This is a genomic window from Rathayibacter sp. AY1E2, from assembly GCF_002932325.1.
Lineage (GTDB): Bacteria > Actinomycetota > Actinomycetes > Actinomycetales > Microbacteriaceae > Rathayibacter.
On sequence record NZ_PSVO01000004.1, the window covers coordinates 161,091 to 175,597 of the forward strand.

Consider the following 14,507-nt stretch of genomic DNA (forward strand, 5'->3'; position numbering starts at 1 on the left):
GCGTGCCGCCGACCCCGCGTCAGTACGTCTCGCGCAGGCGCTCCTGGTCGACCACCGCTTCGCGGTCCGCGAGGCGGCGCAGGCCCGCGAGGGGCTGTGCCATCCGGTGGTTGCCGCGGAGGACCGGCTCGGCCCGGTCGAGGAAGGCCCAGTACCCGGCGGTCACCGGGCAGGCGTTCTCGCCCAGGCGCACCTTCGGGTCGAAGCGGCAGCCGCCGCAGTAGTCGGACATCCGGTTGATGTAGGCGCCGCCCGAGGCGTACGGCTTCGTCGCGACGACGCCGCCGTCGGCGTGCTGGGACATCCCGATCACGTTCGCCGGCATCACCCACTCCGTGCCGTCGACGAAGACGTCCACGAACCAGTCGTTGAGCTCCGCCGGATCCCACCCCCGCTGCAGCCCCCAGTTGCCGAGCACCATCAGGCGCTGGATGTGGTGCGCCCAGCCGTGCCGGTGCACGTCGTCGAGCGTCTCGTGCAGGCAGTTCGCCTCGATGCCGCTCGGGTCGAGAGCGAGCAGCTCGGCGGGCAGCGGCCTGGAGGCGCCGAGCGCGCGGCTGCGGTTCCGGTACTCCGGCCCGAGGTGCCAGAACAGGTTCCAGACGTAGTCGCGCCAGCCGAGGATCTGGCGGATGAACCCCTCCGTCGCCGCGATCGGCGCGCCCCCGGCGGCGTACTCCGCCTCGGCCGCCTCTACGACCGTCCGCGGATCGAGCACGCCGAGGTTCATCGGGGCGCTGAGCAGCGAGTGCGCCATCGTCCAGTCGCCCGAGAGCATCGCGTCCTCGTAGGTCCCGAAGTCGCCCAGGCGCGACGACACGAAGTCGGCGAGCGCCGCCTCGGCCTCGGCGGGCGTCGCGGCGAAGCGGCGCGGACCGTCGGCGCCGACCAGGCGGACCGCCCCCTCGGCCTCCCAGCGCGCGAGGTCGGCGCGCACCTCCTCGTCGATGTCGTCCTCCTCCGGCCACCACGGGTCGGGCAGGCCGAGCCGGGAGGCGCCCTTGGGCGGAGGCTGGCGGTTGTCGTGGTCGTAGTTCCAGCGGCCGCCCTCGGGCTGGTCGCCGCGCATCAGCACGCCGGTGCGCTCGCGGCTCCACCGGTAGAAGTCCTCCAGCAGCAGGCGCTTGCCCGAGCGGGAGAGCGCCCACTCGCGGAAGTCCTCCTCGGCCGTGATGAAGCCGCGGCTGGGCAGAACGCTCATGCCGAGCCTGCGGGCGAGGCGGCGGCCGCCGCGGGTCGGCGGGTCGATCACCTCGAGGTCGTCGCGCCCGGCGAGGGCCTCGCCGAAGGTCTCGGAGCGGACGTACTCGGCGCGGTCCCCGAGCTCGCGGGCGCGGTGGCGGAGCGCCGACAGCAGCAGCTGCGCCTTGGCGCGGTGCATCGGGCGGCGCCCGAACGCCGATCGGGCCTCGACCAGCAGCATCGGACCGCCGTCGTCGAAGGCAGGGCCGAGCTGGCCGATGACGCTCCAGCGGGTGCGAGGGGGTCTGCTCATCCCCGGAGGCTAGGCGGACGGATCCGGCGCCGGTAGGAGTTGCGCGGCACGGATGTGCAGCCGCCACGTCTTGCACCCCCGCCCCCGATGCAGAAGTCTCGGAGCGAGCGCGGCGGATCCGACCGCGCACCGACGCGACGAAGCGAGGAGGCCGCCATGGCCCACCACGACCACGACAACGAGCACCACGAGGGTCACGAGCACCACGACCACCACGAGGGTCACGACGAGCACACCGCCGGCCACGGCCGTCACGTCGCCGAGGGCACGAGCACCGAGGACACCGAAGGCGGCGAGTACACCTCGACGGAGGGCGTCTCGCACACCGCCGGCGAGGCCGAGGGCAGCTACGTCGACACCTCGGTCAACGAGCAGAGCACCGCCGACAAGGGCAGCTACGTCGACACCAGCGCCGCGGGCACCTCCGCCGAGGGCGAGGGCGAGTACACCGACCGCGACGAGTGACCCGCGCCCGGGCGCCGCGCGTCCCGCCGGGACACCGCGCTCCGGCCGGTGTCCCGGCGGGGAGCCGGCGCCTCGGCGGGACGCGGTGGTCCGTCGGCGCTTCAGGCGGGCTTCAGCGGGGCCGCGGCTAGCCTGGGCTCGCGCGGGCCCCCGCGCGCCGAGCCCGGGGAGGCCGCCATCCGCATCCTGGTCGTCGACGACGAGATCAACCTGCTCCGCGCCCTCGAGACGGGCCTGGAGGCCGAGGGCTTCGCCGTGGACACCGCCACCACCGGCACCGACGCCCTCTGGTACGCGCAGGAGGCCGACTACGCCGCCATCGTCCTCGACCTGATGCTCCCGGACGTCAGCGGCTTCCGCGTCTGCGAGCGGCTGCGCGCCGCCGAGGACTGGACCCCGATCCTGATGCTCACCGCGAAGGACGGCGACCTCGACCAGGTCGAGGCCCTCGACACCGGCGCCGACGACTACCTCACCAAGCCGTTCTCGTTCCCGGTGCTCGTCGCGCGGCTGCGCGCCCTCATCCGCCGTGGAGCCGCCGAGCGGCCCACGGTGCGCGTCGTCGGCGATCTCGTGCTGGATCCGGCGTCCCGGACCGTCGAGCGGGGCGGAGTCGCCGTGCCGCTGACCGCGCGCGAGTTCAGCGTCCTCGAGTACTTCGTCTCACGGGCGGGCGAGGTCGTCTCCAAGCGCGACGTCCTCGGAGCAGTCTGGGACTTCGACTACGACGGCGACCCGAACATCGTCGAGGTCTACGTCCGCACCCTGCGCAACAAGATCGACCGGCCCTTCGGCCGCGACACCCTCCGCACCCGGCGCGGGGCGGGCTACACGCTGGTGGCCGGGTGAGCCGCCGGAGCCTGCGGACCCGCATCACCGCGGCCGCGACCGCCGTGGTGGCCGCCGCCGCGCTCCTCGGGAGCGTGCTCTTCGTCCTGGTCCTCTCCTCCGTGCTCGCCTCGAGCGCCGCCTCCGCCGCCGACGCCGAGGCGGAGCGGGTCGCTGCGCTGGTCGAGCAGGGCGGCCCGGAGGCCGTCCGCGGCTCGGAGGGACTGGTCCAGCTCGTGGTCGACGGGCGGGTCGCCGCCGCGGGCGAGGACGCGGAGGACCTCCCTCCGCTCGCGCTGGCCGAGAGCGACGACCCGGTCACGGTCGACGTGGACGACGAGGGGCCGGTGGTGGTCGTTGCCCGCGAGCTCGACGACGACTCCCTCGTCGTGGTCGGCGTGCCCGACGAGGGCCGCGAGGAGGCGGTGTCCACGACGATCGGGCTGCTCGCGGTCGCCGTCCCGCTGCTGATCGCGCTGGTGGCGGTGGTGTGCGCCGTCGTCGTCGGCCGGGCGCTGCGCCCCGTGGAGCGGATGCGCGAGGAGGCCGAGGCGGTCACCTCCTCCGCCCTGGACCGCCGGATCCCCGCTCCCGGCTCCGGCGACGAGGTCGACCGGCTGGCGCACACCCTCAACCGGATGCTCGATCGGCTGCAGAGCGGGCAGGAGCGGCAGCGGCGCTTCGTCTCGGACGCCTCGCACGAGCTGCGCTCCCCCGTCGCGGCGCTGCGCCAGACCGCGGAGGTGGCGCTCGCGCACCCGGACCGGCTCGACTCCGCCCGGCTGGCGAGGACGGTCGCGGAGGAGTCGGTGCGGCTCGGCGGGCTGATCGAGGGCCTGCTGCTGCTCGCCCGGGCGGACGAGGCGCGCCTGGCCGTGGCGGCGGCTCCCGTGGATCTCGACGACCTCGCCCTCGGCGAGGTGCGGCGCCTGCGCGACTCCGGGGCCCGGGTCGACGCGAGCGGGATCTCGCCCGTGCAGGCGGTGGCCGACGAGGCCCTGCTCTCGCGGGCGCTGCGGAACCTGGTCGACAACGCGGTGCGGCACCGCTCCTCGCAGCTGGCGCTCTCGACCCGGATCGACGGAGCGGAGGCGGTGCTCGCGGTGGACGACGACGGGCCGGGGATCCCGGCGGCGGAGCGCGAGCGGGTGCTCGAGCGCTTCGTCCGCCTCGACGAGGGCCGGGCGCGCGACGCCGGAGGATCGGGCCTCGGCCTGGCGATCGTCGCCGGGATCGCGCGGGCCCACGGCGGACGGGTCGTCGTCGGCGACTCGGCGCTGGGCGGCGCCCGGGTCGAGGTGCGGGTGCCGCTCGTCCGCTGAGCGGGCGCTTCAGGCCTGCTTCAGCGCCCGACCGCGAGAGTGCTGGAGGCGTCGACGAGCGGCGCCGGGACGGAGCCATCGTGCAGAAGAAGACGAAGATCATCGCCGGGATCGCCGGAGCGGTCGTGCTGATCGGAGCCGGGACGGGCATCGCCTACGCCGCGACCGACGGCTTCGAGGGATCCGACTCCCTCACCGGCAGCGATCTGGACCGCGCGAGCGAGGCAGCGCTCGCCGAGATCGGCGGCGGGACCGTCACCTCGGCCGAGCGCGACGACGACGGCGCCACAGGCTACGAGCTGGACCTGACCGACCGCGCCGGCCTCGAGTACGAGGTGCGCCTCGACGACTCCTTCGCCGTCGTGTCCGTGGACCCCGACGACCGCGCTCTCCAGGCCGGCTCCGACGACGACGGCGTGCCTGCCGGCGACCCGACCGCGGCCGCCGTGGACCCGGACGACCTCACCGGCGACGACCTCGCCCGCGCGAGCGAGGCGGCGCTGGGCGCCGTCGGCTCCGGGACCGTCACCGAGGCCGAGCGCAGCGACGACGCCGACCACGCCTTCGAGGTGGAGGTCACCCGCGAGGACGGCACGGACGTGGACGTCGAGCTCGACTCGGCGTTCGCCGTGCTCTCGACGCAGGAGTAGCGCTCTAGCGGCCGCCGGGGCCCTTCGCGGCCCCGGGCGCGGCACCGCTGCCCGCGGGGGCGCCGACCCCGGTCGCCGCACCGCGAGCGCCGGGGCCGTTGCCGTTGCCGTTGCCGCCCGCGTTGCCGTTGCCGTTGCCGTTGCCGTTGCCGTTGCCGTTGCCGTTGCCGTTGCCGGGAGCGTTCCCGCTGTTGCCGGGTGCGCCACCGCTGTTCCCCGGAGCGTCGCCGCTGTTCCCCGGAGCGTCGTCGCCGGGAGCGGCCGGGGTCTCCTCCGCGGGCTCCTCCGGCTCGGTCGGCGTCTCCTCCGGCTCCGACTCCTCGGGCGAGGGGGCGGGGTCGTCCTCGGTCTCGACGGGGGCCGGCGTGTCCTCCGGCTCCTCCTCGACCGGGGTCGTCTCCTCGGGAGCCGGTTCGGTCGTCTCGGCCGGTGCCGGCTCCGGGGCTCCCGCGATCAGGGCCTCGAGGTCGCCGCGGACGACGTCGACCTGCGCCTGCACCGTCGCTGCGCGGTCGGAGCTGACGGATCCCTCGGCGAGCGCGGCGTCGAGCGCCGACTGCAGCGAGGCGAGTTCGGTGAGAGCGCCCTGGTAGTCGTCGGCCGAGGCCTTCTCGGCGACGGCCACCACCGCGTCGTCGAGGGTCTGGGCGGTGCCCTCGTCGATGCCCTGCGGCGCGGAGGAGCATCCGCTCAGCAGCAGGACCGAGGCGAGCACGGCGCCGACGGCGCGCAGTCGGAGGCCCCTCACGAGCGGATGCTCTCGCGCAGCTGACGGAGGTGGTCGCCCAGCTCGCCGTCCACCTGCGGCAGAGGCGACTGGGGACCGTCGATCAGGATGATCGCGAGCCCGACGGCGACCGCGACCAGCGCGAGCACCAGCACGATCAGCCACGGGCTCGGGCCGCGGCGCTGCGGAGGGGGGGTCGCGGGGCGGAGCGGCGCCGGAGCGGTCTGCGGTGCCGGAGCGATGCGCGGTGCCGGAGCGATCCGCTCGGTCGCGGTGAAGCGCTGCGTCGGAGCGATCGCCTCCGTGGCCGGGTACGCGTCGGCCGCGAGCCGGCGGGTCGGGTCGAGCGCCTCCGTCCGCGTGATCGGCTCGGTCTCGGCGAGCGGCTCCGTCGACATCACCCGGGTGGCGGGGACGTCGGGGACGACGATGGCCGCCGGCGGGGAGTCGCGCCGCGGATCGATCAGGCGGCGCGCCGACTCCGCCACCTGCAGCGCGGCGGGACGCTCGCCGGGCTCGCGCCGCGTCATCGCGGTCAGGAGCGAGGTCCAGCCGCTGCCGAGCGACTCCGAGACCTCGGGGTCGCGGAGCAGGCGGGCGAGCGTGACCTCGATCGCCGAACCCGTGAACGGGCGGCGACCGGTCAGCGACTCCAGGAGCACCAGGCCGAGGGAGTAGATGTCGCTCGCCGAGGTGACCGGGTCGCCGTGCGCCTGCTCGGGGCTGAGGTAGGCGGCGGTGCCGATGAGGGTGCCGGGCGCGGTGATCCGCGTCGCGTCGATGAGGGAGGCGATGCCGAAGTCGGCCAGCTTCGGGCGGAACTCGCGGCTGGTCAGCGGGCTCGGGACGAGCAGCACGTTCGACGGCTTCACGTCGCGGTGCACGACTCCGGCCGCGTGGACCGTGTGCAGGGCCTCGCCGAGGTCGCCCGCCATCGAGGCGACGTCGTTCGGCGCGACCGGGCCCTCGGCGAGCCGCTCGGACAGGCTCGGGCCCTCGGCGAGCTCCATCACCATGTAGGCCTGGCCGTTGGTGTCGTCGCCGCCGTCGTGCGCGTCGTAGAGGGTGACGAGGGCGGGGTGATTGAGCGCCGCGAGCAGCCGGATCTCGGACGCCTTGCGCTGCAGGTCCTGCGCGTCGTCGATGCCGGGGGCGAACATCTTCAGCGCGACGGAGCGGCCGAGGACGCCGTCTCGCGCCCGGTAGACCGTGGCCATGCCGCCGCGGCCGATGAGCTCCTCGATCGTGTACCGGCCGTCGACCGTCGTCCCGACGATGCGGGTGTCGCCTGTCCGGTGGGATGCCACGGGTCCTCCTCGCGGTCGGCGGCGGGTGTGCCGCGCCCCCCGGTGCGACCGTCGACCCAGGGTAGTACGTCGACCCTGCACGCCGCCCTCCCCCGGCCGGGCTGTCAAGCGGGTGCCCCCGCGCGCGCCCCGACGTAGCGTCGGAGGTCCCGACGAAAGGCGACGACATGGACCAGGACCGCACGGAGCAGGACGACCAGGGCTCGACCATCGGCAAGCCGGACGGGGCGGCTCCCGCCACCTCCTCCGAGAGCGAGACCATCGAGAAGGACATCTCGGAGTCGCCCGGCAGCGAGCGCGAGACCGAGGCCAAGCAGGACTCGGACCCGGCGGAGAGCCGCACCGAGGTCTCCGGCTCGGCCGAGGTGAAGGCCGTGCCCGGCACGGGCGGCCCGGACGACGTGGGCGACGTCGAGGTCGACCCCGACGAGGTCTCGCTGAACGGCAAGCCGTTCCCGGGTCACGCCGGCACGAAGTAGGACGCCCGGGAGGGGCGGGGCCGCGGCTCCGCCCCTCCCGTGCTCTCCGGTCCACCCACCACCGGTCGTCCGCCCTCGCCCGGAGGTTCCGCGGACCACGCGTATCGTGCCGCGCCTGTCAGGCGAGCGGCGTCAGGCGACCGGCGTCAGCAGGCCCGGGTCGCGGCGGTCGACGGTGCGGGAGTTGTTCACGCGGCGGTCGACCGGGTGGGCCGTGACGGTCGAGGCCATCGCGACGGACGCCCGGTCGAGGGTGGCGAGCATCTCCTCGGCGGAGGCGAGCGGAGCCGGGTCGAGCCAGGCGTCGCGCACGTCGGGCGTGAGGAACACGGGCATCCGGTCGTGCACCTCGCCGGAGGCGTCGCGCGCCTCGCGGGTGATGATCGTGAAGGAGACGCGCCAGTCGTCGCCCTCCTTGCGGGCCGTGTAGAGGCCGGCCGCGGCGAGGATCGGCTCCTCGCCCTGCAGGAACCAGGGCTGCTTGCCGTCGGCGCGGGACTCCCACTCGTAGTACCCGCGCATCGGCACGATCGCGCGCTGCTTGGCGAACGCCCCGCGGAACAGGCCGTTCGTCGCGACCGACTCGAGGCGCGCGTTGATCGGCGAGGGCCCCCTGCCCTTCGACCAGGACGGGGTGAAGCCCCAGGACGCGAGCTCCAGCTCGCGCTCCCGCTCGCCGTCGTGGAGCCGCTCGCGCACGATCGGCGCGACGTCGGTGGGAGCGACGCTGTAGTCGGGCGCCCAGTCCTCGGCGCGCCCGCCCGCGGCGACGAACTCGCGGATCAGCTCATCGGTCTCGGAGTCCATCGCGAAGCGGCCGCACATGCGGGACAGGCTACGCCGCACCTCCGACGCCGCGCGAGACGCCCGGTCCGACCACCCGGGACTTCGCGGACCAGAAGCGCATCAGCGCGCCGGCGAGGATCGAGCCCAGCGCACCTGCGGCGAGGTCGCCGAGCGTGTCCTCGTAGCCGACGAAGATCGAGGAGTCGATGAAGCGGTGCCCCGCCCACTCGCCCCACTCCCACAGGACGCCCGCCGTCGTCCCGAAGCAGGCGCAGAGCACGACTGCCGGGAGCAACGGCCCGCGATCGCCCGCGACGGCCGGCACGACTCCGGCCCGAGCGGCGACGATGTAGGCCACCGCGGCGATCAGCCCGTTGAGCACGCAGTGCACGACCAGGTCCCACTGCGGCCACGCCTCGTACAGGCCGAGGACGCTGCTCCAGGACGCCACGAGCAGCGCGAGCCCGAAGAGGGCGTCGAGCGCCGGACGGATGCCGAGGAAGCGCGGCAGCACCAGCCCGATCGCCGCGAGCGCGAGCACCGCCACGTCGACCAGGTCCCAGCCGATCGCGGCCGCCACGATGCTCGCCGCCCCGATCGCGCGGATGCCGTCGGCCGTCCACTCCCCGCGGGTGCGCGGGGGATCGAGGAAGGTCTCGACGAGGGCGGAGCCGCTCACGGCTTCGTGAAGCGCAGCACGGCCTGGACCGGCTCGTGGTCGGAGGGCGCCGCTCCCCCGTAGCGGACGGCGTTGATCCCGGCGGAGACCACCTCGAACGCGCCCTCGCTGACGAGCAGCCAGTCGATCCGCTTGCCCGGCGCCGGCGCGCGGTAGTTCGAGAAGGTGCTCCACGAGTGGGTGAGGTGCTTCTCCGCCGTCTCCCACGCGTCCGCGAGGCGGCCCTCGTCGAGGATCGTCCGGTAGGGGACGGTGTCGACGTCGGTGTTGGTGTCGCCCATCACGATCGCGGGGCGTCCGAGCTCGAGGACGCGGCGGGCGATCAGCTCGGCGGAGCGCTGGCGCGAGCGCCGCGAGATGTGGTCGAAGTGGGTCGAGATCACGGTGAGCTCGCGGCTGGTCGCGTGATCGGTCAGCTCCGCGATCACCGCGGTGCGCGGGATGCGATTGCCCCAGCTGCGCGAGCCGGCGACGTCCGGGGTGTCCGAGAAGGCGATCTGGGTCCAGTGCCGGACGGCGTAGCGGCTGCGGTCGACGAAGAGCATCACGCGCTCGCCGCCGCGGTCCGCGTCCCGGCCGAAGCCCATCGCCTCGAAGGAGGAGCCCAGCGCCTCGTGCACGGCGGCCGACTGGTCCGGCAGCGCCTCCTGCACGGCGAGGATCGAGGGGCGCTCCTGCTCCAGCACCCGCTGGACGAGCGGGCGGCGCCGATCCCACTGGTCGACGGCGCGGGAGGTGAGGCGCGGCATCCGCCGGCGGATGTTGTAGGTCATCACGTGCAGATCGGGCGCCTCGGTCGGGCCGATCAGAGGCGTCGCGTCGGTCATCACTCCACCCTACGGGGGCGGATCGAGGTGCCACGGAGGCTTGCGGTGACCGCTCCCGGCCGCTCTACTTCGGACATGCCCCTCTCCCAGGACCTCACCGCTCTCGCCGACGAGCGCTTCGTCTCGCTCACCACGTTCCGGAAGTCCGGGGACGCCGTCTCGACCCCGGTCTGGATCGCCCGCGACGGCCACGAGCTGATCGTCACCACTCCCCGCCGCAGCGGCAAGGTGAAGCGCCTCCGCAACGACGCGCGGGTGACCCTCGTCCCGTGCGACCGCCGCGGCCGCGTCTCCGACTACGCGGTGCCGGTCGAGGCCGCCGCGGAGATCGACGCCGACCCCGGCGAGGTCGAGCGCCTGGGCCGCGTGTTCCTGGCGAAGTACCGGCTCGAGTACCGCGTGTTCCTCCTGATCGAGGGCCTGGTCACCCGGGCCGACCGCACCCGCGTGATGCTCCGCGTCTCCGACCGCTGACCCGGCACCGCCCTACACCCCCGGAGGCTCCCGCCGGAAGGCCTGGGGGCCGCCGGTCCCGGGGTCTACCGTGGGGCGATCGCCGGTGCCCCTGCGCGCTTCCCGCGCGCGCTCCGGCGGCAGTCAGAAGGAGCACGCAATGAGCATCGGAGCAGGGATCTTCCTCCTCGTCGTCGGCGCGGTCCTCGCCTTCGCGGTGGACGTGCAGGTGTCCGGGATCGACCTGAGGCTGGTCGGCTACATCCTCATGGCGGCCGGAGCGGTCGGCCTGATCCTCGGGCTGGTCCTGCTGACGCGCCGCCGCCAGGCCGTCTCGACTACGCGCTCGGCCGTCGACCCGGCCAGCGGCGAGCAGGTCACCCGCCGCTCGAGCGAGAGCGACGGCCCGCTGATCTGATCGGCGGAACGACGAAGGGCGGGACCTCGCGGTCCCGCCCTTCGTCGTTCACGGCCCTACTCGGCGGGCTCGTCCGGCTCGCCGCCGGAGACGGTGTCGGTGTCGCCGCCACCGGAGGAGGTGTCCGTCCCGGTGCCGTCGGGGAGGTCCTCGGTCTTCTCGGTGTCCTCACCCGTGGTGCGGTCGGTGCTCATGGCGCTCTCCCTTCGCGTCGGCGACCTGCCGACCCTCCCACTCTGCTCCGCCCGCGCCTCGCGGGGCAGGGGGTAGCGGAGGCGGAGGCCGGCGTGGAAGGCGCCTACTCCTCGACGACGATGGTGGTGATGACCGGGTTCCGGCGGTGGCGGCGGGTCAGCCAGCGGCCGAGGGTGCGCGTGATCAGCGCCTCCATGGCCTCGAGCTCGACCGGCTTGCCCGCGGCCTGCAGGACGGCGTCGTCGATCGCCTTGCTCGCGTTGGCCTTCCAGCCCGGCTCCTCGACGAAGCCGCGGGTGAAGAACTCGACCGGCTCGCCGAGCGTGCCGCGGTCGAGGTCGGCGATGGCGAGGACCGTGATGGCCCCCTCCTCGGCGAGGACGATGCGGTCGTTCATCGCGTCCTCGGTGGCGACGCCCATCGTGGTGCCGTCGACCAGGATCTGGTCGGCCGGGATGCGCCCGCTGATGCGCGAGCGGCCCTTCACCAGGTCGATCGAGACGCCGTCCTCGATGACGAAGACGTCCTTCTCGTCGATCCCGGTGCGGGTCGCGATCGCCGCGTTCGCGGTGAGGTGGCGCCACTCGCCGTGCACGGGGAGCACCGCGGTGGGGCGCAGGATGTTGTAGCAGTAGGCGAGCTCGCCCGCGCTGGCGTGGCCCGAGACGTGCACCTTGGCGTTGCCCTTGTGCACGACGGTGGCGCCCCAGCGGGTGAAGGCGTTGATGATCCGGTAGATCGCGTTCTCGTTGCCGGGGATCAGCGAGCTGGCCAGCAGCACGGTGTCGCCGGGGCCGATGTCGATGATGTGGTCCTTGTTGGCCATGCGCGAGAGCGCCGCCATCGGCTCGCCCTGCGAACCGGTGCAGATCATCACGATCTCGGTCGCGGGGAGCTTCTCGAGCACCTTCATGTCGACGACGAGGCCGGCCGGGATCTTGAGGTAGCCCAGGTCGGCGGCGATGCCCATGTTGCGGACCATCGAGCGGCCGACGAAGGCGACCTTGCGGCCGTGGCGCTGCGCGGCGTCGAGGACCTGCTGGATGCGGTGCACGTGGCTCGCGAAGCTGGACACGACGATGCGGCGCGGCGCGGTGCGGAACACCTGGTCGATCGCGGGGGCGAGGTCGCCCTCCGAGATCGCGAAGCCGGGGACGTCGGCGTTCGTGGAGTCGACCAGGAACAGGTCGACTCCCTCGTCGCCGAGGCGCGCGAAGCCGGGGAGGTCGGTGGTGCGCCCGTCGAGCGGGAACTGGTCCATCTTGAAGTCGCCCGTGTGCAGCACGAGGCCGGCCTCGGTGCGGATCGCGACGGCGAGCCCGTCCGGGATGGAGTGGTTCACGGCGAGGAACTCGAGGTCGAAGACGCCGGCGTCGATCCGGTCGCCCTCCTTCACCGGGCGCGTGCGCGGCGTGATGCGGTGCTCCTGCAGCTTCGCGCTGATCAGCGCGAGGGTGAAGGTCGAGGCGATGATCGGGATGTCGCCGCGCTCCTTGAGGAGGTACGGCACGCCGCCGATGTGGTCCTCGTGGCCGTGGGTGAGGACGATGGCCTCGATGTCCTTCAGGCGCGAGCGGATCGCGGCGAAGTCGGGGAGGATCACGTCGATGCCGGGCTGGTTCTCCTCGGGGAAGAGGACGCCGCAGTCGACGATGAGCAGCTTGCCCTTGTGCTCGAAGACGGTCATGTTGCGGCCGATCTCGCCGAGGCCGCCGAGCGGGGTGATCCGCATGGCGCCCTTCTCGAGGGGCTTGGGCTTGGGGAGCTCGAGGTGGTGGCGAGCGGGCTTGGCGGTTCTGGCGTTTCTCATGCGGTTCTTCCGGGAGGGAGTGGCTGGACGCGGGCGCGCGGCGCAGGGTCCGACCGCGCGCCCGGTCGGGCCGCGGTGATGTGTCGCTCCGGCGCTGTGAGCGCTGTCGGGAGCGGGTGGAGGTGTGCGGGACGGGGCCGGGCGGGGCCGCTCTCAGCGGGCGGTGCCGTCCGTGCGGCGCGCTCTCGCGCACCGACCGTCCCGTACATCCTGCCAGCGTTCCCTGGGTCGCGGGTCCAGGAGGCGGGATCCGGGCCTCGCAGGCGCTCAGGCGCGCGCGTCCTCCGGGGTCTCGGCGGCCTCCTCCGCCGCGCGGAGCACGCGCAGGGTGTTGCGTCCGGCGAGGTCGAGCAGCTCCGCGTCGCTCCAGCCGCGGTCGGCCAGCTCGGCCAGCAGGCGCGGGTAGCCCGAGACGTCGCCGAGCCCCTCGGGCAGGTCGGCGACGCCGTCGAAGTCGCTGCCGAGGCCCACGTGCCGGGACCCGACGGCCTCGCGGGCGGCGTCGACGTGGTCGGCGACCTGCGCGACGGTGACGAGCGGCGCCGGATGCGCGCGGCGCCACTGCTCGAAGGCGGCGAGCGCGGCGGGCTCGGCCACCGGGAACGCGGCCCGGTTCGCCCGCGCGGCGTCCTCGGGCGCCTCGGCGGGGCGGGGGGCGCGGGGCCAGGGCATCGACGTGGTGATCCCGAGCCCGGCGCGGGCGGCGTCGGCCTCGGCCGACCAGTCCGCGAAGGCGCGCGAGACGAACTGCGCGACGAAGGCGATCTGCAGCACTCCTCCGTTCGCGGCGAGCGCCGCGAGGGCCCGGGCGGAGACGTTGCGCGGGTGCGCGGCGACGTCCGCGACTCCGGAGTGGGAGTAGAGGACGGGAGCGGAGGTGGCGGCGAGCGCGGCGAGCTGGGTGCGCTCGGAGGTGTGCGAGAGGTCGACGACGACGCCGAGCCGGTTCAGCTCGCGCACGACGGCCACCCCGTCCGCCGTGAGCCCGCCCTCGACCGGGGTGCCGGTGGCGGCCTCCGCCCAGTCGAGGGAGCTGTTGTGCGTGAGCGTCATCGTCCGCACGCCCAGCCGGGCGAGCATCCGCAGCACGCCGAGGGAGGAGGCGACGGAGTGGCCGCCCTCGATCCCGAGGAAGGAGGCGATCCGGCCGGAGGCGACCGCCTGCTCCGCCTCCCGCACCGTGGTCACGACGCGCAGGTCGCGCGGGTGGGCGGCGGCGAACCGGTACGCGGCGTCGATCTGCTCCAGCGTCGCGGCCACCGCGTCGCCCTCGCTCTGCAGCGCCGAGACGAAGACCGACCAGACCTGCGCCGAGACGCCTCCCGCGCGCAGCCGCGGCAGGTCGGTGTGGAACTCCGGGCGGGGCCGGTCGAAGCCCTCGACGCGGTACCCCTCGTAGCGCCGCAGCCCGCAGAGCAGGTCGTTGTGCGTGTCGAGCAGCACCTCGCCCTCGAGGAGCCGACGGAGGCGCTCGGCGCTCACGCGTCGTCGTCGGTGGGGATCGGCCCGACGCCGCGCCAGCGGGAGAACACCAGGGTCGTATAGGTGTCGGCGACCACCGGATCGGAGGTGACGCAGTCGAGGACGAAGTCGCTCAGCTCGTCGGGGCTCGCGGCGACCACCTCGATCAGGTAGTCGTCCTCGCCCGCCACCAGCCACAGGTTCACCACCTGGGGCAGCTTAGACATCGCCTCGGCGAAGCGGGCGTTCTCGGCCCGCGAGTGCTCGCGCAGCTGGACGCGGAGGATCGCGCGGATGCCCTTGCCGAGCAGGCGCGCGTCGACCTCGGCGTGGAAGCCCGAGATGACTCCGCTCTCGATCAGCGCCCGCACCCGGGCCAGCGAGGAGGAGGGCGCGAGGCCGATCCGGTCGGCCAGCTCCTTGTTCGGGATGCGCCCGTCCTGCACCAGGACGTTGATGATCGCGCGGTCGACCTCGTCGAGCCGGACCGGCCTAATTATGTTCGGCAAGGGAGACACCTTTCGCGGGCGTGAGCCGCTTCTGTGCGGCCAGAGTGGGAATCGCTGTACAGGATACAGACCGTTTGCCTCAACGGGCATCGACGT

At 74.0% G+C, this 14,507-nt stretch carries 17 protein-coding genes; 7 read left to right on the forward strand and 10 right to left on the reverse strand.

The genetic code is table 11. The features are described from left to right. Positions 1 to 19: 19 nt before the first annotated feature. The gene (locus C5C49_RS05520; RefSeq protein WP_104345628.1) at positions 20 to 1,495 is read right to left on the reverse strand and encodes a cryptochrome/photolyase family protein; all 1,476 of its coding nucleotides are present in this window, start codon (positions 1,493 to 1,495) and stop codon (positions 20 to 22) included. 156 nt (positions 1,496 to 1,651) lie between these two features. On the opposite strand from C5C49_RS05520, the gene C5C49_RS16895 reads away from it, so the two are divergent. From C5C49_RS16895 to C5C49_RS16900, 4 genes are all read left to right on the forward strand, one after another. Next, complete coding sequence (locus tag C5C49_RS16895) at positions 1,652 to 1,960, forward strand: hypothetical protein (protein ID WP_181027115.1); 309 nt, start codon at positions 1,652 to 1,654, stop codon at positions 1,958 to 1,960. A 177-nt stretch (positions 1,961 to 2,137) separates the two neighbouring features. Further along, positions 2,138 to 2,809: a response regulator transcription factor gene (locus tag C5C49_RS05530; RefSeq protein WP_104249963.1), complete on the forward strand. Its 672-nt coding sequence runs from the start codon at positions 2,138 to 2,140 to the stop codon at positions 2,807 to 2,809. Next, a complete protein-coding gene (locus tag C5C49_RS05535; RefSeq protein WP_258068392.1) occupies positions 2,806 to 4,110 on the forward strand; it encodes a cell wall metabolism sensor histidine kinase WalK in 1,305 nt (434 codons plus the stop codon). The genes C5C49_RS05530 and C5C49_RS05535 overlap by 4 nt, the downstream gene beginning before the upstream one ends. A gap of 80 nt (positions 4,111 to 4,190) precedes the next feature. Further along, positions 4,191 to 4,760, forward strand: coding sequence for a PepSY domain-containing protein (locus C5C49_RS16900; RefSeq protein ID WP_104345629.1), 570 nt, complete (start codon positions 4,191 to 4,193; stop codon positions 4,758 to 4,760). 4 nt (positions 4,761 to 4,764) lie between these two features. On the opposite strand, the gene C5C49_RS16905 is transcribed toward C5C49_RS16900, so the two are convergent. Further along, positions 4,765 to 5,508 (reverse strand): hypothetical protein, encoded by a 744-nt coding sequence (locus tag C5C49_RS16905; protein ID WP_181135712.1) that lies wholly within the window; start codon positions 5,506 to 5,508, stop codon positions 4,765 to 4,767. Continuing rightward, positions 5,505 to 6,794, reverse strand: coding sequence for a serine/threonine-protein kinase (locus C5C49_RS05550; protein ID WP_104345630.1), 1,290 nt, complete (start codon positions 6,792 to 6,794; stop codon positions 5,505 to 5,507). Before C5C49_RS05550 ends, C5C49_RS16905 begins: the two co-directional genes overlap by 4 nt. 167 nt (positions 6,795 to 6,961) lie before the next feature. On the opposite strand from C5C49_RS05550, the gene C5C49_RS05555 reads away from it, so the two are divergent. Continuing rightward, positions 6,962 to 7,273, forward strand: coding sequence for a hypothetical protein (locus tag C5C49_RS05555; protein ID WP_104222919.1), 312 nt, complete (start codon positions 6,962 to 6,964; stop codon positions 7,271 to 7,273). Between the two features lie 132 nt (positions 7,274 to 7,405). On the opposite strand, the gene C5C49_RS05560 is transcribed toward C5C49_RS05555, so the two are convergent. Genes C5C49_RS05560 through C5C49_RS05570 form a run of 3 tightly spaced genes read right to left on the reverse strand, consistent with a single transcriptional unit; the run spans position 7,406 to position 9,565 of the window. Further along, on the reverse strand, positions 7,406 to 8,098 hold the full coding sequence (locus tag C5C49_RS05560; RefSeq protein WP_104345631.1) for an SOS response-associated peptidase: 693 nt from the start codon (positions 8,096 to 8,098) through the stop codon (positions 7,406 to 7,408). A 10-nt stretch (positions 8,099 to 8,108) separates the two neighbouring features. Beyond that, positions 8,109 to 8,738 carry a hypothetical protein gene (locus C5C49_RS05565; RefSeq protein ID WP_104345632.1) on the reverse strand — a complete coding sequence of 210 codons (630 nt, stop codon included), beginning with the start codon at positions 8,736 to 8,738 and terminating at the stop codon, positions 8,109 to 8,111. Then, positions 8,735 to 9,565, reverse strand: coding sequence for an endonuclease/exonuclease/phosphatase family protein (locus C5C49_RS05570; RefSeq protein ID WP_104345633.1), 831 nt, complete (start codon positions 9,563 to 9,565; stop codon positions 8,735 to 8,737). Before C5C49_RS05570 ends, C5C49_RS05565 begins: the two co-directional genes overlap by 4 nt. A 75-nt stretch (positions 9,566 to 9,640) precedes the next feature. On the opposite strand from C5C49_RS05570, the gene C5C49_RS05575 reads away from it, so the two are divergent. Together C5C49_RS05575 and C5C49_RS05580 are read left to right on the forward strand one after the other, a co-directional pair. Next, positions 9,641 to 10,039: a PPOX class F420-dependent oxidoreductase gene (locus C5C49_RS05575; RefSeq protein WP_104246944.1), complete on the forward strand. Its 399-nt coding sequence runs from the start codon at positions 9,641 to 9,643 to the stop codon at positions 10,037 to 10,039. Between the two features lie 139 nt (positions 10,040 to 10,178). Continuing rightward, positions 10,179 to 10,436, forward strand: a complete 258-nt coding sequence (locus C5C49_RS05580) for a DUF6458 family protein (RefSeq protein WP_104262774.1) — start codon at positions 10,179 to 10,181, stop codon at positions 10,434 to 10,436. A 56-nt stretch (positions 10,437 to 10,492) separates the two neighbouring features. Here C5C49_RS05580 and C5C49_RS16910 read toward each other — a convergent pair whose 3' ends face one another. The 4 genes from C5C49_RS16910 to C5C49_RS05595 form a co-directional block, all read right to left on the reverse strand. Further along, complete coding sequence (locus C5C49_RS16910) at positions 10,493 to 10,630, reverse strand: hypothetical protein (protein WP_159940924.1); 138 nt, start codon at positions 10,628 to 10,630, stop codon at positions 10,493 to 10,495. Positions 10,631 to 10,734: 104 nt separating this feature from the next. Further along, positions 10,735 to 12,441, reverse strand: a complete 1,707-nt coding sequence (locus C5C49_RS05585) for a ribonuclease J (protein WP_104222925.1) — start codon at positions 12,439 to 12,441, stop codon at positions 10,735 to 10,737. A gap of 267 nt (positions 12,442 to 12,708) precedes the next feature. After that, positions 12,709 to 13,923: a dipeptidase gene (locus tag C5C49_RS05590; protein WP_104345634.1), complete on the reverse strand. Its 1,215-nt coding sequence runs from the start codon at positions 13,921 to 13,923 to the stop codon at positions 12,709 to 12,711. Beyond that, the gene (locus C5C49_RS05595; protein ID WP_208543320.1) at positions 13,920 to 14,411 is read right to left on the reverse strand and encodes an Lrp/AsnC family transcriptional regulator; all 492 of its coding nucleotides are present in this window, start codon (positions 14,409 to 14,411) and stop codon (positions 13,920 to 13,922) included. Before C5C49_RS05595 ends, C5C49_RS05590 begins: the two co-directional genes overlap by 4 nt. Positions 14,412 to 14,507: the final 96 nt, after the last annotated feature.

Bases quoted from the DNA above. Each gene is read 5' to 3' on its own strand.
- C5C49_RS05520 (WP_104345628.1), bottom strand. From the start codon at position 1,495: ATGAGCAGACCCCCTCGCACCCGCTGGAGCGTCATCGGCCAGCTCGGC.
- C5C49_RS16895 (WP_181027115.1), top strand. From the start codon at position 1,652: ATGGCCCACCACGACCACGACAACGAGCACCACGAGGGTCACGAGCAC.
- C5C49_RS05555 (WP_104222919.1), top strand. From the start codon at position 6,962: ATGGACCAGGACCGCACGGAGCAGGACGACCAGGGCTCGACCATCGGC.
- C5C49_RS05560 (WP_104345631.1), bottom strand. From the start codon at position 8,098: ATGTGCGGCCGCTTCGCGATGGACTCCGAGACCGATGAGCTGATCCGC.
- C5C49_RS05570 (WP_104345633.1), bottom strand. From the start codon at position 9,565: ATGACCGACGCGACGCCTCTGATCGGCCCGACCGAGGCGCCCGATCTG.
- C5C49_RS05575 (WP_104246944.1), top strand. From the start codon at position 9,641: ATGCCCCTCTCCCAGGACCTCACCGCTCTCGCCGACGAGCGCTTCGTC.
- C5C49_RS05580 (WP_104262774.1), top strand. From the start codon at position 10,179: ATGAGCATCGGAGCAGGGATCTTCCTCCTCGTCGTCGGCGCGGTCCTC.
- C5C49_RS16910 (WP_159940924.1), bottom strand. From the start codon at position 10,630: ATGAGCACCGACCGCACCACGGGTGAGGACACCGAGAAGACCGAGGAC.
- C5C49_RS05585 (WP_104222925.1), bottom strand. From the start codon at position 12,441: ATGAGAAACGCCAGAACCGCCAAGCCCGCTCGCCACCACCTCGAGCTC.